This window comes from Streptomyces sp. NPDC041796 (assembly GCF_055590785.1).
In genome coordinates this window covers 55,004-72,367 of record NZ_JBVJAH010000022.1, presented here as the reverse complement: position 1 = coordinate 72,367, position 17,364 = coordinate 55,004, and the positions used below count along the sequence as shown (strand labels likewise).

The 17,364-nt window shown below is 73.4% G+C and carries 14 protein-coding genes and 1 pseudogene; 7 read left to right on the top strand and 8 right to left on the bottom strand.

Annotated features, from left to right (window positions below):
- Positions 1 to 167: 167 nt before the first annotated feature.
- Positions 168 to 650 carry an RICIN domain-containing protein gene (locus ACZ6C1_RS32345; protein WP_469245875.1) on the top strand — a complete coding sequence of 161 codons (483 nt, stop codon included), beginning with the start codon at positions 168 to 170 and terminating at the stop codon, positions 648 to 650.
- Positions 651 to 662: 12 nt separating this feature from the next.
- Here the strand turns inward: ACZ6C1_RS32345 and ACZ6C1_RS32340 are convergent, their stop codons facing one another.
- The 5 genes from ACZ6C1_RS32340 to ACZ6C1_RS32320 form a co-directional block, all read right to left on the bottom strand.
- Positions 663 to 1,427: a S26 family signal peptidase gene (locus ACZ6C1_RS32340; RefSeq protein ID WP_469245874.1), complete on the bottom strand. Its 765-nt coding sequence runs from the start codon at positions 1,425 to 1,427 to the stop codon at positions 663 to 665.
- A gap of 32 nt (positions 1,428 to 1,459) precedes the next feature.
- A complete protein-coding gene (locus tag ACZ6C1_RS32335) occupies positions 1,460 to 3,463 on the bottom strand; it encodes an ABC transporter ATP-binding protein (protein WP_469245872.1) in 2,004 nt (667 codons plus the stop codon).
- Positions 3,460 to 4,011: a thioredoxin domain-containing protein gene (locus ACZ6C1_RS32330; RefSeq protein ID WP_469245870.1), complete on the bottom strand. Its 552-nt coding sequence runs from the start codon at positions 4,009 to 4,011 to the stop codon at positions 3,460 to 3,462. Before ACZ6C1_RS32330 ends, ACZ6C1_RS32335 begins: the two co-directional genes overlap by 4 nt.
- A 63-nt stretch (positions 4,012 to 4,074) precedes the next feature.
- Positions 4,075 to 4,611: a MauE/DoxX family redox-associated membrane protein gene (locus ACZ6C1_RS32325; protein WP_469245869.1), complete on the bottom strand. Its 537-nt coding sequence runs from the start codon at positions 4,609 to 4,611 to the stop codon at positions 4,075 to 4,077.
- Between the two features lie 84 nt (positions 4,612 to 4,695).
- On the bottom strand, positions 4,696 to 4,881 hold the full coding sequence (locus tag ACZ6C1_RS32320) for a hypothetical protein (protein WP_469245867.1): 186 nt from the start codon (positions 4,879 to 4,881) through the stop codon (positions 4,696 to 4,698).
- 221 nt (positions 4,882 to 5,102) lie between these two features.
- On the opposite strand from ACZ6C1_RS32320, the pseudogene ACZ6C1_RS32315 reads away from it, so the two are divergent.
- Positions 5,103 to 5,324 (top strand): annotated as a pseudogene (locus ACZ6C1_RS32315) (metal-dependent hydrolase); the annotation flags it as partial.
- 86 nt (positions 5,325 to 5,410) lie between these two features.
- Entirely contained in the window at positions 5,411 to 7,342 is a 1,932-nt protein-coding gene (locus tag ACZ6C1_RS32310) for a flavin monoamine oxidase family protein (RefSeq protein WP_469245865.1), read from the top strand.
- Positions 7,343 to 7,468: 126 nt separating this feature from the next.
- Here ACZ6C1_RS32310 and ACZ6C1_RS32305 read toward each other — a convergent pair whose 3' ends face one another.
- Complete coding sequence (locus ACZ6C1_RS32305; RefSeq protein WP_469245937.1) at positions 7,469 to 9,250, bottom strand: ABC transporter ATP-binding protein; 1,782 nt, start codon at positions 9,248 to 9,250, stop codon at positions 7,469 to 7,471.
- Positions 9,251 to 9,255: 5 nt separating this feature from the next.
- Complete coding sequence (locus ACZ6C1_RS32300; RefSeq protein ID WP_469245863.1) at positions 9,256 to 11,031, bottom strand: ABC transporter transmembrane domain-containing protein; 1,776 nt, start codon at positions 11,029 to 11,031, stop codon at positions 9,256 to 9,258.
- 180 nt (positions 11,032 to 11,211) lie between these two features.
- Between ACZ6C1_RS32300 and ACZ6C1_RS32295 the strand changes: the two genes are divergently transcribed.
- Entirely contained in the window at positions 11,212 to 12,807 is a 1,596-nt protein-coding gene (locus ACZ6C1_RS32295) for a peptide-N4-asparagine amidase (protein WP_469245861.1), read from the top strand.
- A gap of 66 nt (positions 12,808 to 12,873) precedes the next feature.
- On the opposite strand, the gene ACZ6C1_RS32290 is transcribed toward ACZ6C1_RS32295, so the two are convergent.
- On the bottom strand, positions 12,874 to 14,301 hold the full coding sequence (locus ACZ6C1_RS32290; protein WP_469245859.1) for a Gfo/Idh/MocA family protein: 1,428 nt from the start codon (positions 14,299 to 14,301) through the stop codon (positions 12,874 to 12,876).
- Positions 14,302 to 14,680: 379 nt separating this feature from the next.
- Here ACZ6C1_RS32290 and ACZ6C1_RS32285 point away from each other — a divergent pair, with 379 nt between their 5' ends.
- The 3 genes from ACZ6C1_RS32285 to ACZ6C1_RS32275 all read left to right on the top strand — a co-directional run bounded on the left by ACZ6C1_RS32285 (position 14,681) and on the right by ACZ6C1_RS32275 (position 17,364).
- The gene (locus tag ACZ6C1_RS32285; protein WP_469245857.1) at positions 14,681 to 15,616 is read left to right on the top strand and encodes a hypothetical protein; all 936 of its coding nucleotides are present in this window, start codon (positions 14,681 to 14,683) and stop codon (positions 15,614 to 15,616) included.
- Positions 15,617 to 15,737: 121 nt separating this feature from the next.
- Entirely contained in the window at positions 15,738 to 16,190 is a 453-nt protein-coding gene (locus ACZ6C1_RS32280) for a hypothetical protein (RefSeq protein WP_469245856.1), read from the top strand.
- A 181-nt stretch (positions 16,191 to 16,371) separates the two neighbouring features.
- Entirely contained in the window at positions 16,372 to 17,364 is a 993-nt protein-coding gene (locus ACZ6C1_RS32275) for a hypothetical protein (RefSeq protein WP_469245853.1), read from the top strand.

The window sequence follows — 17,364 nt, the reverse complement described above, 5'->3', positions numbered from 1 at the left end:
CACCCCCCCCCCACCCCCCCCCCCGCCCCCCCCCGCCCCCCCCCCCCCCCCACCGCCCCCCCCCCCCCCCCACCCCCCCCCCCCCCCCCCCCCCCCCCCCCCCCACCGCCGCGGCCACTTCCACGCTGTTCCGTTCCGGGGACGGAGCGGAGGACCCCGCGGTCCCGGTGGCCACCGCCACCGGGTCGGCGCCGCCGATGCCCAGCGGCTGGGTGACGATCCGCGTCGCCGGCGACCCCGGACTGTGCCTGACCGACGGTCGTGTGCGGGACCGGCGCCACACGCCTCTGGTGGCGGTGCAACGGCCCTGCGACGAGACGGCTCCCCAGAGCACGATGCTGGAACCGGTCAGGGAGAACCTGTACCGCGTCCAGTGGCACCACCCCGACTACGGCAAAGGCTGTCTGAAGGCGCTGACCAGCGGATCCGGGGCGGGACTGCTGGAACCCTGGGACGACTGCGAGGACGCCAGCCTGTTCCGCGTGGAGCCCTCGGGTCCGCCCGGTGAGGGCAAGTTCGTGCTACGGGTGGAAGGGCAGGGCTGCGTGGGCATCAAGGATTCAAGCGCTGCCTCCGGTGCCGAGGCCGTGATGGAGACGTGCAAGGGAAAGGGCCGTCAGGTGTTCCTCATCCGCAGCACGACGCACTGACCGCCGGTCCGGTCAGCGGCGGGACACGACCGAGCCGAGTATCCGCGCGGACGGGAAGTACCCCACGTGCCGGGAGTCGTAGCTCTCCGCCGCGTTGTCGCCGAGGAGGACGAGCATGCCTTCCGGCACCACGGCGTCCGGCGCGGCGGCCTCCGTGGGCACCGCACCCGGGGGAACGGCGTCCCCGGGGACGGCCGCCACCCTTTTGATCACCCACTGCCGTTCGTAGATCACATGGGCGGCGGCGGCCGGGGCCACGGGCGGGTCGGGCCACGGCGACCGGAACGGCGGCCTTTCCACCACCACGACGGTTCCCGGTACGGGGACGCCACCCCGGCGCACCAGAACCCGGTCGCCGTCATGATGGGTCGGCTCCATGCTCCGGCCGTACACGGTCACCGCGACGAAACCGCGCCCGAGGGTCCGCGCCGCCCACAGGCCCACGGTGAGGAGCACGGCCGGAACACCGCAGAGTGCCACCCGGCTCGGAGCGGCACCGGAGAGCGACAACGCCCCGGCCGTTGTCCACAGGAGAGCGGCCGCGGTGACCAGAACGGCCCGGAACAGGAAGGCCCGCCGGGCACGCCCACGAGCCCGGTCCAGGGCGCTCTCCGCTCTGCGGTCACCGGGGTTGCGGTCACTGGCGCCGTGGTCGCCGGGCCGATGGTGAGCGGGCCGACGGTCGGCAGGGCTGCGGTTCGTATGCGGATGGGCTGCCGGGCCGTGGCCCGTGGACGGATGGGCCGTCGGCCCGTGGCCCGTGGGCGGGTGATTCATGGGTCCGTGGTTCCTGCGCCCGTGGTCCGTGGTCATGGTCGGTTCGCTCCCTGGGCCGCCGGGAGGCCGGTCGTCCCCCCGGGCTGGTAACCGGACGCCTGAAGGGCGTACAGCCGCGCGTACTCGCCGCCGGAGGCGACGAGTTGCTCGTGGGTCCCCTCCTCCACCACCCGCCCCCGCGCCAGGACCACGATCATGTCCGCGTCGCGTACGGCGCCCAGCCGGTGCGAGATGAGGAGGCTGGTGCAGCCTTCGCGGTGGGCACGGAGGGAGGCGTGGATGTCGTGCTCGGCCGCCGCGTCCAGCCCGGCGGAGGGCTCGTCGAGGATCATCAGGTCCCGCTTGTCGCGGACCAGCGCCCGGGCCAGTGCCAGCCGCTGGCTCTGCCCTCCGGACAGCATCACGCCGGTCTCCGGGTCGTTCTTGTCCGCCTCCGTGAAGAACATGCGGGAAAGCAGTGTGTCGTAGCCGTGGGGCAGTGCCTCCAGTACGTCGTGGACACCCGCGTGCCCGGCCGCCCCGCGGATCCTGTCCGGGTCGTCGAGCGCGCCGAGGTCGCCCTGCGCGATGCTCTCGGCCGCCGTCATGTCGTACTCCATGTAGTCCTGGAACACCGCGCTGAGCCGGTTCCGCAGCGCGGCCACGTCGACGTCGCGGATGTCCACGCCGTCCCACAGGATCGCGCCACGCGTCGGGTCGTAGAACCGGCACAGCAGCTTGACGAGCGTGGACTTCCCCGAGCCGTTCAGCCCGACGAGCGCGAGGGTCCCGCCCCGGGGTATCCACAGGTCGACTCCGCGCAGCACCCACGGGTGCCGGGGCGAGTAGCGGAACCACACGTCGCGCACCTCGATGCCGTGGCGCAGCTCCGGCAGCGGGCGGGGGTCCGAGGCCATCGGCAGCTCCGGTCCGCCCGACACCACCGCTTCGTAATGGCCGAAGAGCAGCAGCGCGTGGTGAGTGCCCGCGAGGTCGCCGGCCAAGGTGGTGAGCGCCGCCTGCACACCGGCGACCGACGCGAGGAAGACGGTGACGTCGCCGGGCGTGAGCCCGCCGGCCCGGGCGGCGCCGACCGTCCAGAGCAGACCGGCGCCCGACACGGCGGCCGTGAGCAGACCGAGCCCCGCCCGCATCCGCACCTCCCCGCGGTCGACCTCCCGGCGGGCCGTGTCCGCGGTGCGGCGGTTGTCGAGCATCCGTCCGCGCAGGAAGGCGCCGGTGCGGAACAGCCGGATCTCCTTGGCGGCCTCCACGTTGGCCAGCAGGCCCATGTAGAAGAACTGGCGCCGCTCCGCGGGTCCGATCTCCCAGAGGGTGGTGGCACGTCGCCGCGACAGGAGCAGTTCCGCCACGATGGTCGGCAGCGCCGCGAGCACCACCAGTCCCATGGTGGGCGGACTGATCACCAGGAGCGAACCGAGGAAGCCGGTCACGGTGAACGCCGCCCGGACGACGCCGAGCACACCGTCGACCGCCTGGTTGGCGACGGGCGAGGCGACGACCGTCTGTTGCGCCAGCCGCAGCCGGTCGAGGAACTCGGGGTTCTCGAACGGCGCGAGTCCCGCGAACCGGTCCACGGCCCGGAAGAGCTCGTCCTGGGCGAAGAGGCCGACCCTGCGGTCCAGTTCGGTTCGCAGGTAGTGGATCAGATGCTGGGTGACGCCGGTCGCCACGAGGGTGGCGACCAGGACGAGGGTCGGCCGGAGGACGTCCCCCGCCGTGCCGCCGGCGGCGAGGGCGTCGACGACCAGCTTGGTGGACCAGGCGGTGACGACCGGGAACAGCCCGGCGGCCAGGCCGGGGACCGCGTACAGCGCCAGCCTGCCCGGCGCGGCTCTCGCCACCAGCCGTCCCGCGCCCAGCGCACGGGACGGCGAGAGGCGCCGCCGGCGGTGTTCCGCCGCCGCGTCCGGCGGCGCGGTGCCGCCCCGTGTCCCGTCGGGCGGTGGGCTCGTGGTGCCGCCCCGTGTCCCGTCGGGCGCTCCACCCGTGCGGTGTTCGCCGGCAGCGGCTCCCCGGGAGGTGTTCTCGTTCATACCGAGGCGATGGCCGGCCGGTCCACATCGACCTGATCGGTCATCACGAGGAGCCTGCCGTCCGTGCTCCGGTTGACCTTGAGGACGACTGGGAAGCCCTGCACCTTGCAGGCCTCGGCCAATTGCTCGGCCTCCTCGCCGGCCAGCACCCTGGCCACCGGGGCCAGGGCCGACACCATGGGGTCGCCCGCGGCGGCGTCGTCGCGGGCGGTCGCCACCACGGCCACGACCCGGCCGCGCCCTCCGGGCACGGTGCGGGCGTACTCCACGAACTTGGGCAGCTTCTCCTTGCACGGTCCGCACGTCGGGGAGAAGAACGCCACGACCGTCTCGGTGTCGATCATGTCGTCGCGGACCGGTTCACCGTCCACGGTGAGCGCGGAGAACTCCCCGACCTCGTCGCCGGGGCCGAGCGACAGGCGACCGCCGCTCCGGTTGGCGAGCAGATCGGTGTGCTCACGCAGGCGCTTGATGACGCCGACGGTGAGCACCAGGTCGAGGGCGCACAGCAGCCCGACGAGCACAAGGGTGGCGATGACGAAGGGCACGGGTGGTCTCCATTCTCGTTCGGCTGTCGAGGGCACGGCCGGGTCCGGGCGTCGACTGCTCGGTCAGGCCTTCGTGCGGACGGGCCGGAACAGGTCGACGACGGTGTCGAGCGCGATCACGAGCCCGCCGGCGAGCACTCCGGACAGTGCCGCCAGCACCAGTCCCGCCGGATGCACCGGACCGGTGTGCTGCGCGGCCGCCGCGCCCGCCGCGGCGAGTCCGGCGAGTACCGCGTTGCGGACGATGTGGCGGACACCGAGCGGCACCGTCGACGCGCCGAAGCAGCGGCAGGCGGTGCGCCCACCGGCGGCCACGACCCGACCGATCACCACGGCGAAGAGGACCAGCAGTACCGCGGCCCCGGTGAAGCCGAGGACGGCGGCCGGGGCGGCCGGCACCAGGAGCAGCAGGCACACGAGGCACTCGCCGCACACCACGGCGATCGCCGCCCAGCGGGTCAGTGCCGGCGGGAGTACGTTCAGCTCGGCGATCGAGCCGGCGAACGCGGCGAGGGAACGCCGGCCCGCCAGTTTGCTGACGGCAGCGGCCAGGAACACCGTGCCGATGAGACAACGCATACCGATTTCCGCGTACTGCACCGGATCCTCCTGTGGGGAGCACCGGTGTGGCGGGCCCGAAGGCACGGCCGGCGACACACCGGTGTTCCCGCTCACGTCACGGGATCAGCAGGACGGGCACTGCCGCCAGCAGTTGATGCTGCCGCAGTACGTGTTGACGCAGCAGGCGCTGCGGGCGCACTGCCAGCACTGGTTGAAGCACTGGCAGGCCTGCGCGGAAGCCGCCGCCTCCACCTTGGGCACGAACAGGCCGAGGAGCCTGCCGCTCAGGGAATCCAGCATTTTCGACATGAAGGTCCTCCTCCTCGAGTTCACATACGGGCCGGTCTCGATGAGCTCACTTCATCCCGGCGGAGGTACGACGGCGTCCCTGGGCAACCGGATTCCGCACCGGTTCGGCGCCTGTCCCCACCGAGCCGTCCCGCACGCTATCGGCCTCGATGAGGGTTGTTCGGGTGTCCAGTCGTCCGGGACGCGTCCGGGACGCGTCCCGGCAGCTCACCGGCGCTCGGCCACGCGTCCTGGGCGCCCTCGTCCATGACATCGGCGACGCCCTGACCGTCTCGGGCTGCCCGATCCTGTGGCCGATCCCGGTCGGGGGCGAGTGCTGGTATCCGGTGGGGCCGCCGAAGGGGATGCGCTTCCGCGCGGGGAGCTGGGCCGAGCTCAAGGTGCTGATGCCCGCGTTCATGCTGCTGGGCGGGGTGGGTCGGGGCCGCGGCCTGGGCTTCATCCGACCTTTCGTCGCCGGGTCTCCTCATTCGGGTGAACGAGGGGCGAAGCCCCTGCGCGGAACCCCAAGATCCGCTTTCTTCTGATCATGGACTCCGCTGACTTGACGCGTCGTCAATTCGCCGTCGGCACGGGCGCCGTGGCCGCCGCCACCGCCTTGCCCGCGCTCACCGCACCCCCCGCCACCGCCGCCCCCGCACCGCGGGGCTCCACCGCCGACTGGCAGACCTGCCTCGCCGTCGCCCGCGCCCTGCTCGTCCTCGACCAGGACGACCGGCCCCTGGTGCCGGCGTACGAGAAGATCCTGCTCGGCGGCGGACTGCCCAAGGCCACCGCCGCCCCCAAGAAGGTCCTGGTCCTCGGCGCCGGACCGGCCGGGATGGCCGCCGCCGCCCTCCTCACGCGCGCCGGTCACCGGGTCACCGTCGTCGAGGCCAACGGAAACCGGGCCGGCGGCCGCATCAAGACCTTCCGCACCGGAGGCCACGAGAACGCCGCGCAGGCGTTCGCCGACCCGAAGCAGTACGCCGAGGCCGGCGCCATGCGCATCCCCGGCAGCCACCCGCTCGTCATCGGGCTGATCGACAAGCTCGGCATCGAACGCCGGCCCTTCCGCTACGTCGACACCGACTCCGACGGCACGCCGCGCTACCGCACCTGGATCCGCGTCAACGGCATCCGCGCCCGCCGCGCCGACTACGCCAAGGACCCCCGGGCGATCAACCGCTCCTTCGGGGTGCCGAAGAAGTACGAGAACGTCCCGGCGGCGGACATCGTGCGCCAGGCCTTCGACCCCGTCCGCGACGAGTTCAGCGTGAAGCGCCCCGACGGCACCCGGGCCGACAAGCCGATGCCCCAGCTGCTCGAAGGCTGGGCCCGCGTCGTCCAGCGGTTCGGCCACTGGTCCATGTACCGGTTCCTCACCGAGCACGCGGGGCTCGACGAGCGCACGATCGACCTGATCGGCACGCTCGAGAACATGACCTCCCGGCTGCCGCTCGCCTTCCTGCACAGCTTCATGGGCGCGTCCCTGATCAGCCCCGGGACCGCCTTCTACGAGCTGGAGGGAGGCACCGCCGTCCTCGCCGACGCGCTCCTCGGCCAGGTCCGCGACCGCGTCCGCTTCGACCGCCGCGTCACCCGTATCGAGACCCGTGACGCCGGCGACCGGGTCGTCGTCGACACGGTCTCCGAAGGCCGCCACGGCAAGGTCGTCCGCGAGCGGTTCACCGGTGACGCGGCGATCGTCACCATCCCCTTCTCCGGACTCCGGCACGTACAGATCTCACCCCCGCTGTCGTACGAGAAGCGACGCGCCATCACCGAGGTGCACTACGACAGCGCCACCAAGGTGCTCCTCGAATTCAGCCGCCGCTGGTGGGAGTTCGGCGAGGACGACTGGCGCCGCGAACTCGACGCCATGGAGCCCGGGCTCTACGACCGGTACCGCAAGGGCCAGGTGCCGCCGGACGGACGGCTGCTGGGCGCCCACCCCTCCGTACCCCGCGGCCACCTCTCCGACGACCAGCGCACCCACTACGCGGCGAACGTCCACGTCTCCCGCGACCAGCCCGAGGCCGCCGGGGTCATCGGCGGCGGGTCGGTCACCGACAACGCCAACCGCTTCATGTTCAACCCCTCCCACCCGGTCCCCGGCAGCGACGGCGGAGTCGTCCTCGCCTCCTACAGCTGGGCCGACGACGCCCGACGCTGGGACGCCTACGACGACGAGGCCCGCTACGCACTGGCCCTGTGCGGCATGCAGGAGGTGTACGGGCAGCGGCTGGAGGTCTTCTTCACCGGCGTCGGCCGCACCCAGAGCTGGCAGCGCGACCCGTACGCCTACGGCGAGGCCTCCGTCCTGCTGCCCGGCCAGCACACCGAGATCCTCCTGGACATGCGCACCCAGGAGGGCCCGCTGCACTTCGCCGGCTGCCACACCTCGGTCAAGCCCGCCTGGATCGAAGGCGCCCTGGAATCCGCCGTCCGCGCGGCCCTGGAGGTCCACGGCACCCGCTGATCGACCGGCCCGGAGCCCGAGAGCCGGGGTCCGGGGGTCCGGGGGTCCGGGGGTCCGGGGGTCCAGGGGCAGCGTCCGCCCCCGGACCCCCGGGCGGGCGGCCGTGGGCAGCACCCGCCCCGGGCCCTATCCGTGCCAGGACCGCCACAGCGCCGCGTACGCGCCGTCCGCCGCGACCAGGTCGTCGTGACTGCCCAGCTCGCTGATGCGGCCGTTCTCGACGACCGCGATCACATCGGCGTCGTGGGCGGTGTGCAGCCGGTGCGCGATCGCCACCACCGTGCGGCCGTCCAGCACCCGCGCCAGGGACCGCTCCAGGTGCCGGGCGGCGCGCGGGTCCAGCAGGGACGTCGCCTCGTCCAGGACCAGGGTGTGCGGGTCGGCCAGCACCAGGCGGGCCAGCGCGACCTGCTGGGCCTGCGCCGGGGTCAGCGCCAGGCCGCCCGAACCGACCTCGGTGTCCAGCCCCTCGTCCAGCGCCCGCGCCCACCCCTCCGCGTCGACCGCGCCGAGGGCCGCCCACAGCTCCGCGTCCCGCGCACCCGTCCGGGCGAGCAACAGGTTGTCGCGGAGCGTGCCGACGAACACGTGGTGCTCCTGGTTGACCAGCGCCACGTGCTCCCGGACCCGCTCGGCGGGCATCTCCGACAGCGCGGCCCCGCCCAGGGTGACCCGCCCCGCCCGGGGCGCGTAGATCCCGGCGAGCAGCCGGCCGAGCGTCGACTTGCCCGCCCCCGACGGACCGACCAGCGCCACCCGCGTGCCCGGCGGAACCTCCATCGACACCCCGTGCAGCACGTCCACGCCCTCGCGGTACCCGAACCGCACCTCGTCCGCCCGCACGTCGCGCCCGTCCGGCCGTACCGACGCGTCACCGGACTCCGGCTCGATGTCCCGCACGCCGACCAGCCGGGCCAGCGACACCTGCGCCACCTGGAGCTCGTCGTACCAGCGGAGGATGATCCCGACCGGGTCCACCAGCATCTGCGCCAGCAGTGCGCCCGTCGTCAACTGCCCCACGCCCATCCAGCCGTTCAGGACGAACACACCGCCGATCATCAGGACGGCGGCCAGCACCGTGGTGTGCGTGACGTTGATGACCGGGAAGAGGACCGAGCGGAGGAAGAGCGTGTACCGCTCCCACGCCGTCCACTCCTTGATCCGCCGGTCGGACAGCGCGATCCGCCGCGCGCCCAGCCGGTGCGCCTCGACCGTCCGGCCCGCGTCGACCGTCTCGGCGAGCACGGCCGCGACCGCCGCGTATCCGGCGGCCTCCGAGCGGTACGCCGAGGGCGCCCGCCGGAAGTACCAGCGGCAGCCCACGACGAGCAGCGGCGCGGCCACCAGCACGGCGAGGGCCAGCGGCGGCGCGGTCACCGTGAGTCCGCCGATCAGCAGGCCCGCCCACACCACGCCGACGGCGAGCTGCGGCACGGCCTCCCGCATGGCGTTGGCCAGCCGGTCGATGTCGGTCGTGATCCGGGACAGCAGATCACCGGTGCCGGCCCGCTCCAGCACGCCCGGCGGCAGCGCCACCGACCGTACGAGGAAGTCCTCGCGCAGATCGGCCAGCATCTCCTCGCCGAGCATCGCGCCGCGCAACCGCACCATCCGCACGAACACCGTCTGGACGACCAGCGCCACCGCGAACACCCCGACGGTGAACGGCAGATGGAGGTCGCGCACGCCCTCGGCGAGCCGGTCGACCAGCGAGCCGAGCAGGTACGGCCCCACCATGGAGGCGACGACCGCGACCGCGTTGACGGCGACGAGCACGGCGAACGCCGTGCGGTGGCGGCGCAACAGCTCGGTCACGTACGCCCGTACGGTCGCGGGGGAGCCGACCGGCAGCGTGGCCGCCGACTCGGGAGCCGCCGGATCGTACTGCGGCGGTGCCATGCCGGTCAGGGCGGTCATGCCGACTCCTCGATGTCCACAAGGGCTTCCTCTTCGGTCTCACGGGTGACCACCGCGCGGTAGCGCTCCTCCGTGGCCAGCAGTCCGCGGTGCGTACCCACCGCCACCGCCTCGCCCTCGTGGACCAGGACCACCCGGTCCGCCAGGTCGAGGAGCAGCGGCGACGACGCCAGCACCACGGTCGTCCGGCCGGTGCGCAACCGCTGGACGCCCGCGGCGACCCGCGCCTCGGTGTGCGAGTCCACCGCCGACGTCGGCTCGTCGAGCACCAGCACCTCCGGGTCGGTGACCAGCGACCGGGCCAGCGCCAGGCGCTGGCGCTGGCCACCGGAGAGCGACCGGCCGCGCTCGGTGATCCGGGTGCGCATCGGGTCGCCGTCGGCGTCCACCGACGCCTGCGCGAGCGCGTCCAGCACGTCACCGCACTGGGCGGCCGCGAGGGCCTCCTCGGCGCCGACCCCTCCGGACGACGGCACGTCCAGCAGCTCCTCCAGCGTGCCGGACAGCAGGACCGGGTCCTTGTCCTGGACGAGGACGGCGGTGCGTGCCGTGTCGAGGGGCAGTTCGTCCAGGGGCACCCCGCCGAGCAGCACGGAGACGTGGCCCTCGGGGTCCTCGGACGGGTGGCCGCCGAGCCGGTCGGCCAGCTTCCCCGCGGCGTCCGGGTCGCCGCACACCACGGCGGTGAACAGCCCGGCCGGGGCGAGCAGCCCGGTCACCGGGTCGTACAGGTCCCCTCCCGGCCGTTCGTGCGTGGCCGCCACGGTCGTGGTCGTCGTACGCGTCAGGGCCAGCACCCGGGCGGCGCGTTTCGCGGAGGGCCGCGAGAAGGAGTACGCCATGGCCAGCTCCTCGAAGTTGCGCAGCGGGTGGTGGGTGAGGGTGACCGCGCCGTACACGGTGACCAGTTCGCCGACCGTGACCCGGCCCTCCAGGGCGAGCTTCGCCCCGTACAGCACCACCACGACCAGCAGCAGCCCCGGCAGCAGCACCTGGACCGCCGCGATCAGGGCCCACATGCGGGCGCTGCGCACGGCCGCCTCGCGCACCTCCTGCGAGGCCTCGCGGTAGCGGCCGAGGAACAGCTCCTCGCCGCCGATGCCGCGCAGCACGCGCAGCCCGGCGACCGTGTCGGAGGCCAGCTCGGTGGCGTGGCCGGCCTTCTCCCGCTGGATGTCCGCGCGCCGGGTGGCGCGGGGCAGCAGTGGCAGGGCGGCGAGCGCCAGCACGGGCACGCCGACGGCGACGACGACGCCGAGGGCCGGCTGGTAGATCACCAGGCCCACGCAGACCAGGACCAGGGTGGTGGCGGCCGCGGCGAACCGCGACAGCGTCTCCACGAACCAGCCGATCTTCTCGACGTCCCCCGTGGAGACGGCGACGACCTCGCCCGCGGCCACCCGGCGGGTCAGCAGCGAGCCCAGCTCTGCGGTCTTGCGGGCCAGCAACTGCTGGACGCGGGCGGCGGCGGTGATCCAGTTGGTGACGGCCGTGCGGTGCTGCATCGTGTCGCCCACCGCGACGGCCGCGCCGAGCAGGGCGATCAGGGCGCCAGCCCGCGCCAGGCCGCCGCCCGAGCGGTCGATCACCGCCTGCACGGCGAGACCCACCCCGAGCGGGAGCCCGGCGATGCCGAGGTGCAGCAGCAGGCCCCACAGCAGGGTCTTGACCTGCCCGCCCACCTGGTTGCGCCCCAGCCACAGCAGGAAACGTGTGCCCGACCTGACGTCGGGGTCACCTGGATCGGCGTACGGAAGATGGTGAATCTGCATGACGTCCCAGGGGTTCCATCGACGGGTGGGCGGAGCGGCGCGGCAGCCGGAAACCGTGCAAGGTTCGCCTTCCGGACCCACGGTCGGCAATCGAATTTCCGGTGGGACCGCACAGAACGCGCCAAGGTTCGCGACCGCCTTCTGGTGCCGGACGGCCGCCCCGCGCTTCACTCCCGGCCCATGAGGCAACGACGAGTCATGAGCATGCTCCTGGGCGGTGCGCTCACCGTCACCGCGCTGTTCGGACCGGCCCCGGCGTCCGCCACGCCCCACGACCCACCGGCCGAGTTCGGCACCGACTGGCGTGATCCGGTCACCGCCGCCCCGCCCGTTCCCCGGCCGGCCGGCGTACCCACCTGCGAAATGACCCTCGCGAAGGCCCAGTTCCGCGACTTCACGCCCTACAAGGGCACCTACACGCCCCCCAAGGGCTGCGGTGACCGGTGGAGCGCGGTCGTCCTGCGGCTCGACGGCCGGGTGAAGGGCCGCCAGTACGACCGGCTCGGCCACCTCGCCATCGGCGGCGTCGAAGTGTTCCGTACGTCCACACCGCAGCCGTCGCCCGACGGCATCACCTGGTCGGTGGAGACCGACATCACCCGTTACAGCGACACCCTGCGCCGGCCGCAGCCGGTGGAGATGCTCATCGGGAACGTCGTCGACGAGACGTACACCGGCGTCCTCGACGTCGAGGTGACGCTGACCTTCTACGCGGGGACCCCGTCCCCGTCCGCCGAGGCGCCCGACCGGGTGATCCCGCTCCGCACCCCGTCCCTGACGGTCCCGCGCAACTCCGAACGGATCCTCGCCGAGGTGTACGCCACCGGCTCCGGCGGCGGCTGCGAGGAGTACTGGTACATGACCGTCCCGGACGCCGCCCCCTACTCGTGCAAGGCGGCGGGCGGACCGCACCGGGAGGTGCGGATCTCCGTCGACGGACGGCTCGCCGGGATCGCCGCGCCCTTCCCGACGGTCTGGACGGGCGGCTGGTCCAACCCCTTCCTCTGGTACGTCATACCCGGCCCCCGCGCCTTCGAGGTGAAGCCGGTCGTCTACGATCTGACGCCGTTCGCCGCACTGCTCAACGACGGCCGCCCGCACCGCGTGGAGGTCACCGTCGCCGGTGTACCGGCCGGACGGACCGGCTGGTCGACACCGGCGAACGTGCTCGTCCGGCAGGACGAGGGCCGCGCGGTCGTCACCGGCGCGCTCACCCGGCACGAGGAGAGCACGCCCGCCAACACCTCCGTCCACACGCCCGGTCCGGAGCACCGCCTCTACACCGGGGCCGCCCACCGGCTCACCGTCGCCGGTCACTTGAACACCTCGCACGGCCGCGTCACGACGACCGTCACCCGGGCCGTCGCCCACACCTCCGTACACCGCTGGACCGACGGCGAGAGCCGGGACGCGCTGACGGCGATGTGGCGGGACGACGAGACGGTGAGCCGCGGCGGCGGCAGCACCCGCACCCACCGCACGTACACCATGGACGGCGAGACGACGCTCGGCGCCGGCGACCGGCTGCGCACCGTGCTGGCGCTCTCCGACCGGGCCGACACCCTGACCCTCCGGAACGGGCAGCGGACGCGCTGGTCACGGCTCGACGACACGTACACGGGCGACGCGACGTACACCACCGGCGTCCCGCGCGACCAGCGGCACGCCGTCGGCACCAGTGCGGAGCGCTACCGGCTGTACGGCTCCGGCGGCTGCTACGACCGGAGCCTGAGGACGGCGCAGGGGACGGTCACGGAGAACCGCACCCGCTGCTGACCGGTGCGGGGCCCGGCCCGGCCCGGCCCGGTCCGTCCGGTGAAGCTGACCGGGCCGGGGCGGCTCTCACTCCGGTTTGACCGAGTCCACGCCCGGCCGAGCCCGCGTCCACTCGCCGCGGGTGAAGTCGGGTATCCGCTGCGGCGCGCCCTTGGCCTTGACGGAGGCGTGGCTGAGGGGCACCGGGGCCGTCCAGGTCGCGGCGTCGTACACGTCGAAGTCCGGTACCAGGCCGAGCCGCATGCACTGCATCAGCCGGTACACCATGATGTAGTCCATCCCGCCGTGCCCGCCGGGCGGGTTGGCGTGCTCCTTCCACAACCAGTGGTCGAACTCACCGGCGTACGCCGAGAAGTCGGCCCACTGGTCGTCGGTGTGGTCCGGCTCGATGTATATCCGGGCCGGATAGTCCTCGAAGACGCCCTTCGTGCCGCCCAGGCTGTTGATCCTGCTGTACGGGTGCGGGGTCGACACATCGTGCTCCAGCCGGATCACCCGGCCCCTCGCCGTCTGCACCATGCTGATGGTGCGGTCGCTCTCGATGTACGTCTCCTTCCAACTCGGGTCGCTGCGCGGGACGTTGGCCTCCCGGTACTCGGCCAGCCCCAGCGCGGGCGTACCGAAGCTGCTGATGCTGACCGCACGGTCGCCCCGGTTGATGTCCATGTAGTTGGCGACCGGCCCGAAACCGTGGTTGGGGTAGAGGTCGCCCCGCAGCCGGGTGTGCCACAGGCGGCGCCAGGGACCCTCGTAGTACGTCGGCGAGAACATCAGGCCCCGCAGGTCGTGGTTGTACGCCCCGGCCCCGTGCAGCAGTTCGCCGAACTTGCCGGCGTGGGCCATGCGCAGGACCCGCATCTCGTTCCTGCCGTAACAGCAGTTCTCCAGTTGCATGCAGTGGCGGCGGGTGCGTTCGGAGAGGTCGACGAGCTCCCACAGTTCGTCCAGGCGCATGGCGAGGGGACACTCGACGCCGACGTGCTTGCCGTTCAGCATCGCCGTCCTCGCCATGGCGAAGTGGACGTCCCACGGGGTCGCCACGTAGACGAGATCGATGTCGCCGCGTTCGCAGAGGTTCTCGTAGTCGTTCTCCCCGTTGGCGTAGACGGCGGGCGCGGCCTGGCCCGCCGCCACGACCTTGGCGGCGGCCTGTTCGGTCTTGGCCCTCACGGGGTCGCACACGGCGACCACCCGTACGCCGGGGACGGCGAGGAACAGGTCGATCATGCTGCCGCCGCGGTTGCCGAGCCCGACGATCGCGACGCGGACGGTGGAGCGCCGCTCGAAGGGGACGCCGGCCATGGTGCGGCCCTGGCGCGGGGGAGTGGTGGCGGTGTCGGCCGCCGCGGGCTCGGCCGCGGCAGCGGGGGCACCGCCCAGCGCGCCGAATCCCAGTCCGGCCGCGCCCGCCGCTCCGGCGGTGGTCCGCAGAACCGTCCGGCGACTGGGCGAGTCCTGTGACCGGTCCTGGTTCCCGGGTGCTGCGTCGTTCATCGAACCTCCAGTGCGTTGTGTGCGCGGCTGGTTCATGAATCCCGGCAAGGACCCTGGCCGTTGGGATTGGTGGTACGCAAGAGGGCAGGTTGGACTCTTGTTTCGAGCACATGGACTCTTGTGCGGGGGTGGCGTCATGGCGTCCACGTCGAGCCCCGGCCGGGACCGCCCGCCGGTCCGGACCGGCCTCGACCCCGGCCGCGCGGTGCCGGACCGGAGGCCGTACGGCGGCTCCCGGCGGCACGCTTCGAAAGCCTTCGAAAGGCTGTCGGGCCGGCGGGCCGCCCCGCGAGACTCCTGGGTACCGGGCAGGCCGCGACCGGTTCGCGGCGGAGGCACCGGGCCCTGGTGACCCACGTATGTCAGGAGCACATCAGTCATGGGTGGAACGTTCTCTCGGCGGCCGGGCCGAAGCGGTCGGCGGCGGCTGACGACCACGGCGCTGGCGGGGACGGCCCTCCTTCTCGCCGTCACCGGCTACGCGGGCGCCGGGGCTCCGGCGGGCGGGGGCACGGAACCGGCACCACCGGGGACCGTCGCCATCACCACCGCCCAGCGGAGCCTGCTGCACGCCGCGGAACAGGAACTCCAGCGCCGGTGCATGACGGCGGCCGGGTTCCGGTACTGGGCCAAGCCCGAGAACCCGCTTCCCGAGGCGCGCGACTTCCCGTACGTCGTCGACGACCCGCGATGGGCCGGGCGGTACGGCTACGGCAGCGTCCTCGAACCGCGGGTCCGTGCGCTCCGCAGCCAGGACCCCAACCGGGTCCACCTCGGCGGCCTGTCCCCGGAACGCCGCCACGCCGCCGTGACCGCCCTCAACGGCACCGCCGACGGGCAGGGACTGCGCGCCGAACTGCCCGGCGGCGCCATCGTGGGACACAGCGGCAACGGCTGCCGGGTGACGGCCTGGCGCGCCCTGTACGGAGACGTCGCCGGCTGGTACGCGGCGAGCACCCTCGTCGACAACCTGGGCGGCATCAGGCGGCAGCGGGTCACCGCCGAACCCGAGTTCGCCGCAGCCGTACGGGCATGGTCAGCGTGCATGCGCGAGCACGGCCTGCCGTACCGGACCCCGCGCGAGGCCAGGGACGCCTTCCTCGGCGGGAAGGGCGCCCCCGACATGGCCCGCGAGGTGCGCGTGGCTGTCCGGGAGGCGCGGTGCGCACACGACAGCGGCCTGGCCGCCGTCGCCCAGCGCCTCGACCACCACCACGACCGGGAACTCCGTCGTGAGCACCGCACCGCCGTGGAACGCGTGGAGCGCCTCCAGGCCGCCGCGCTGCCACGGGCGCGTGCCGTTCTGGGCCGCTGACCGGCGGTCTCCCCCCATGACCCCCCGTGCGCACGAACACGGGTTGCCCGCCCATGCACCGACATCCGACACCGACATCCGACACCGACATCCGACACCCGGCATCACACGAGGAGAGTCCATGTCCAAGAACCGCATCACCCACCTCATGGCCACCGCGCTGGCCGCCGCCACGATCGGCCTGGTCCCCACAGCGGCCCACGCCGCCACCGCGCCGACGGCCGGCACCGCGGTGGCGGCCGGCACCACCACCGCGGCGGCCGACGGCTACCTGTACGCGTGGGAGCACGCGTGGAAGGGCGGACGACTGGCCACCTGGGCCGGCCCCAGCGACAGTTGGGCCGACCGGAACATGCGCAACCAGGCGTCGTCGGTGCACAACAACGGCTTCGCCGGCGCGTACGAGGACGTGCGGCTCTTCTGGCACACCGACCAGACCGGAGCCTGGTACTGCCTGGGCAACGGCAGCTATCTGATGGACATGCGCTACGACCACTTCCCGTACAACGGAACCGGCGGCGGCCAGCCGCTGAACGACAACATCTCGTCGCACGACTGGGTCAACGCCTGCTGATCACCCCTGCCGCACACCGGCTCGACCGATCCTGGCCGGCCCCCCGCCGCCCCACGCGGCGGGGGTTTCCGGTCGTTCTCCCCTCTCATCCGGCCAACGGCCCGCTCACGACCGGCCGTTCGCCTAGGCTCCCGGCCGACCGCGCACCGGCGCACCGGCCCGAAGGACACCCGGGGGACACATGTCCAAGGCAGCGACCGTTCCCGTCGGTCTCGTGGAGGACCTGCGCCCGTCCGTCAGCCGCCACCCGGGAACGACGCTCTTCTCGGTCATCTCGAGCACGTTCGGCGGCGCCGCCCACGGGACACCCCCGGAATGGCGCCGGGCCGTCCGCGCCGCCGCGCCCGCCGATGCCGCGGCCACCGTGCGGGCGCTGCTCACCGCGAGTCACCCCTGGGCGCCGGACTCCCTCGCCCTGACGTCCGCCGTGGGCACCGGGGCGGCCACATCGATCGCCGAGGAGCTGGACCGCCTCGACCCGGACACACTGCTCGGGGACCTCAAGGAGCGGTTCGGCGAGAACCTCCCCGCCGCGTGGCGGGACGTGGCAGACCGGCCCGGGGAGTTCCTCACCGCCTATCGCACCCTGGCGCTGTCCGTCTGGGACGCCTTCGCCCCGCTGTGGCACCAGGCGGACGCACTGCTGGGCCGTGAAGTGGAACGCGTCGGGGTCGCCTCCGTCACCGGCGCGCTCGACACGGTCGTCAACGACCTCGGCGCCCCCGTCCGGTACGCCGACGGCCGGGTCCACCTGCCGCACGCGTGCCCGCAGCACGCCACCGGCCCCGGGCGGCGCCGGTTCGTGCTCGTCCCGCTGGCGTCCGGGTTCGGCGCCTGCACCTACAGCGCCGAGGACCCCGGGCTGCTCTGGATCGGCTACCCGCTGCCGGGGCTGGGCCGGCTCGCGCACCGGTCCACGGAGGGGGACCCGCCGCCCGCACGGGACCGCCTGGACCTCGTGCTGGGCCCGGTCCGCGCCGCGCTCCTGCGCCACGCGCGCCGGCGGCCGTCCGTGTCGGAGGCCGCGCGGCACGCGCACATCACCGTCAGCACCGCCACCTACCACTGCGACCGGCTCGCCCGGTCGGGCCTGCTGCGGCGGCTGCGCCACGGCCGGGAGATCCGCCTGTGCCTCACGGACGACGGCGCGGCCCTGCTCGACCTGCTGGCGTGA

Excerpts from the sequence above, each read along its gene's own strand:
- ACZ6C1_RS32340 (WP_469245874.1), bottom strand. The coding sequence starts at position 1,427 with ATGAATCACCCGCCCACGGGCCACGGGCCGACGGCCCATCCGTCCACG.
- ACZ6C1_RS32335 (WP_469245872.1), bottom strand. The coding sequence starts at position 3,463 with ATGAACGAGAACACCTCCCGGGGAGCCGCTGCCGGCGAACACCGCACG.
- ACZ6C1_RS32320 (WP_469245867.1), bottom strand. The coding sequence starts at position 4,881 with ATGTCGAAAATGCTGGATTCCCTGAGCGGCAGGCTCCTCGGCCTGTTC.
- ACZ6C1_RS32310 (WP_469245865.1), top strand. The coding sequence starts at position 5,411 with ATGGACTCCGCTGACTTGACGCGTCGTCAATTCGCCGTCGGCACGGGC.
- ACZ6C1_RS32300 (WP_469245863.1), bottom strand. The coding sequence starts at position 11,031 with ATGCAGATTCACCATCTTCCGTACGCCGATCCAGGTGACCCCGACGTC.
- ACZ6C1_RS32295 (WP_469245861.1), top strand. The coding sequence starts at position 11,212 with ATGAGGCAACGACGAGTCATGAGCATGCTCCTGGGCGGTGCGCTCACC.
- ACZ6C1_RS32290 (WP_469245859.1), bottom strand. The coding sequence starts at position 14,301 with ATGAACGACGCAGCACCCGGGAACCAGGACCGGTCACAGGACTCGCCC.
- ACZ6C1_RS32285 (WP_469245857.1), top strand. The coding sequence starts at position 14,681 with ATGGGTGGAACGTTCTCTCGGCGGCCGGGCCGAAGCGGTCGGCGGCGG.
- ACZ6C1_RS32280 (WP_469245856.1), top strand. The coding sequence starts at position 15,738 with ATGTCCAAGAACCGCATCACCCACCTCATGGCCACCGCGCTGGCCGCC.
- ACZ6C1_RS32275 (WP_469245853.1), top strand. The coding sequence starts at position 16,372 with ATGTCCAAGGCAGCGACCGTTCCCGTCGGTCTCGTGGAGGACCTGCGC.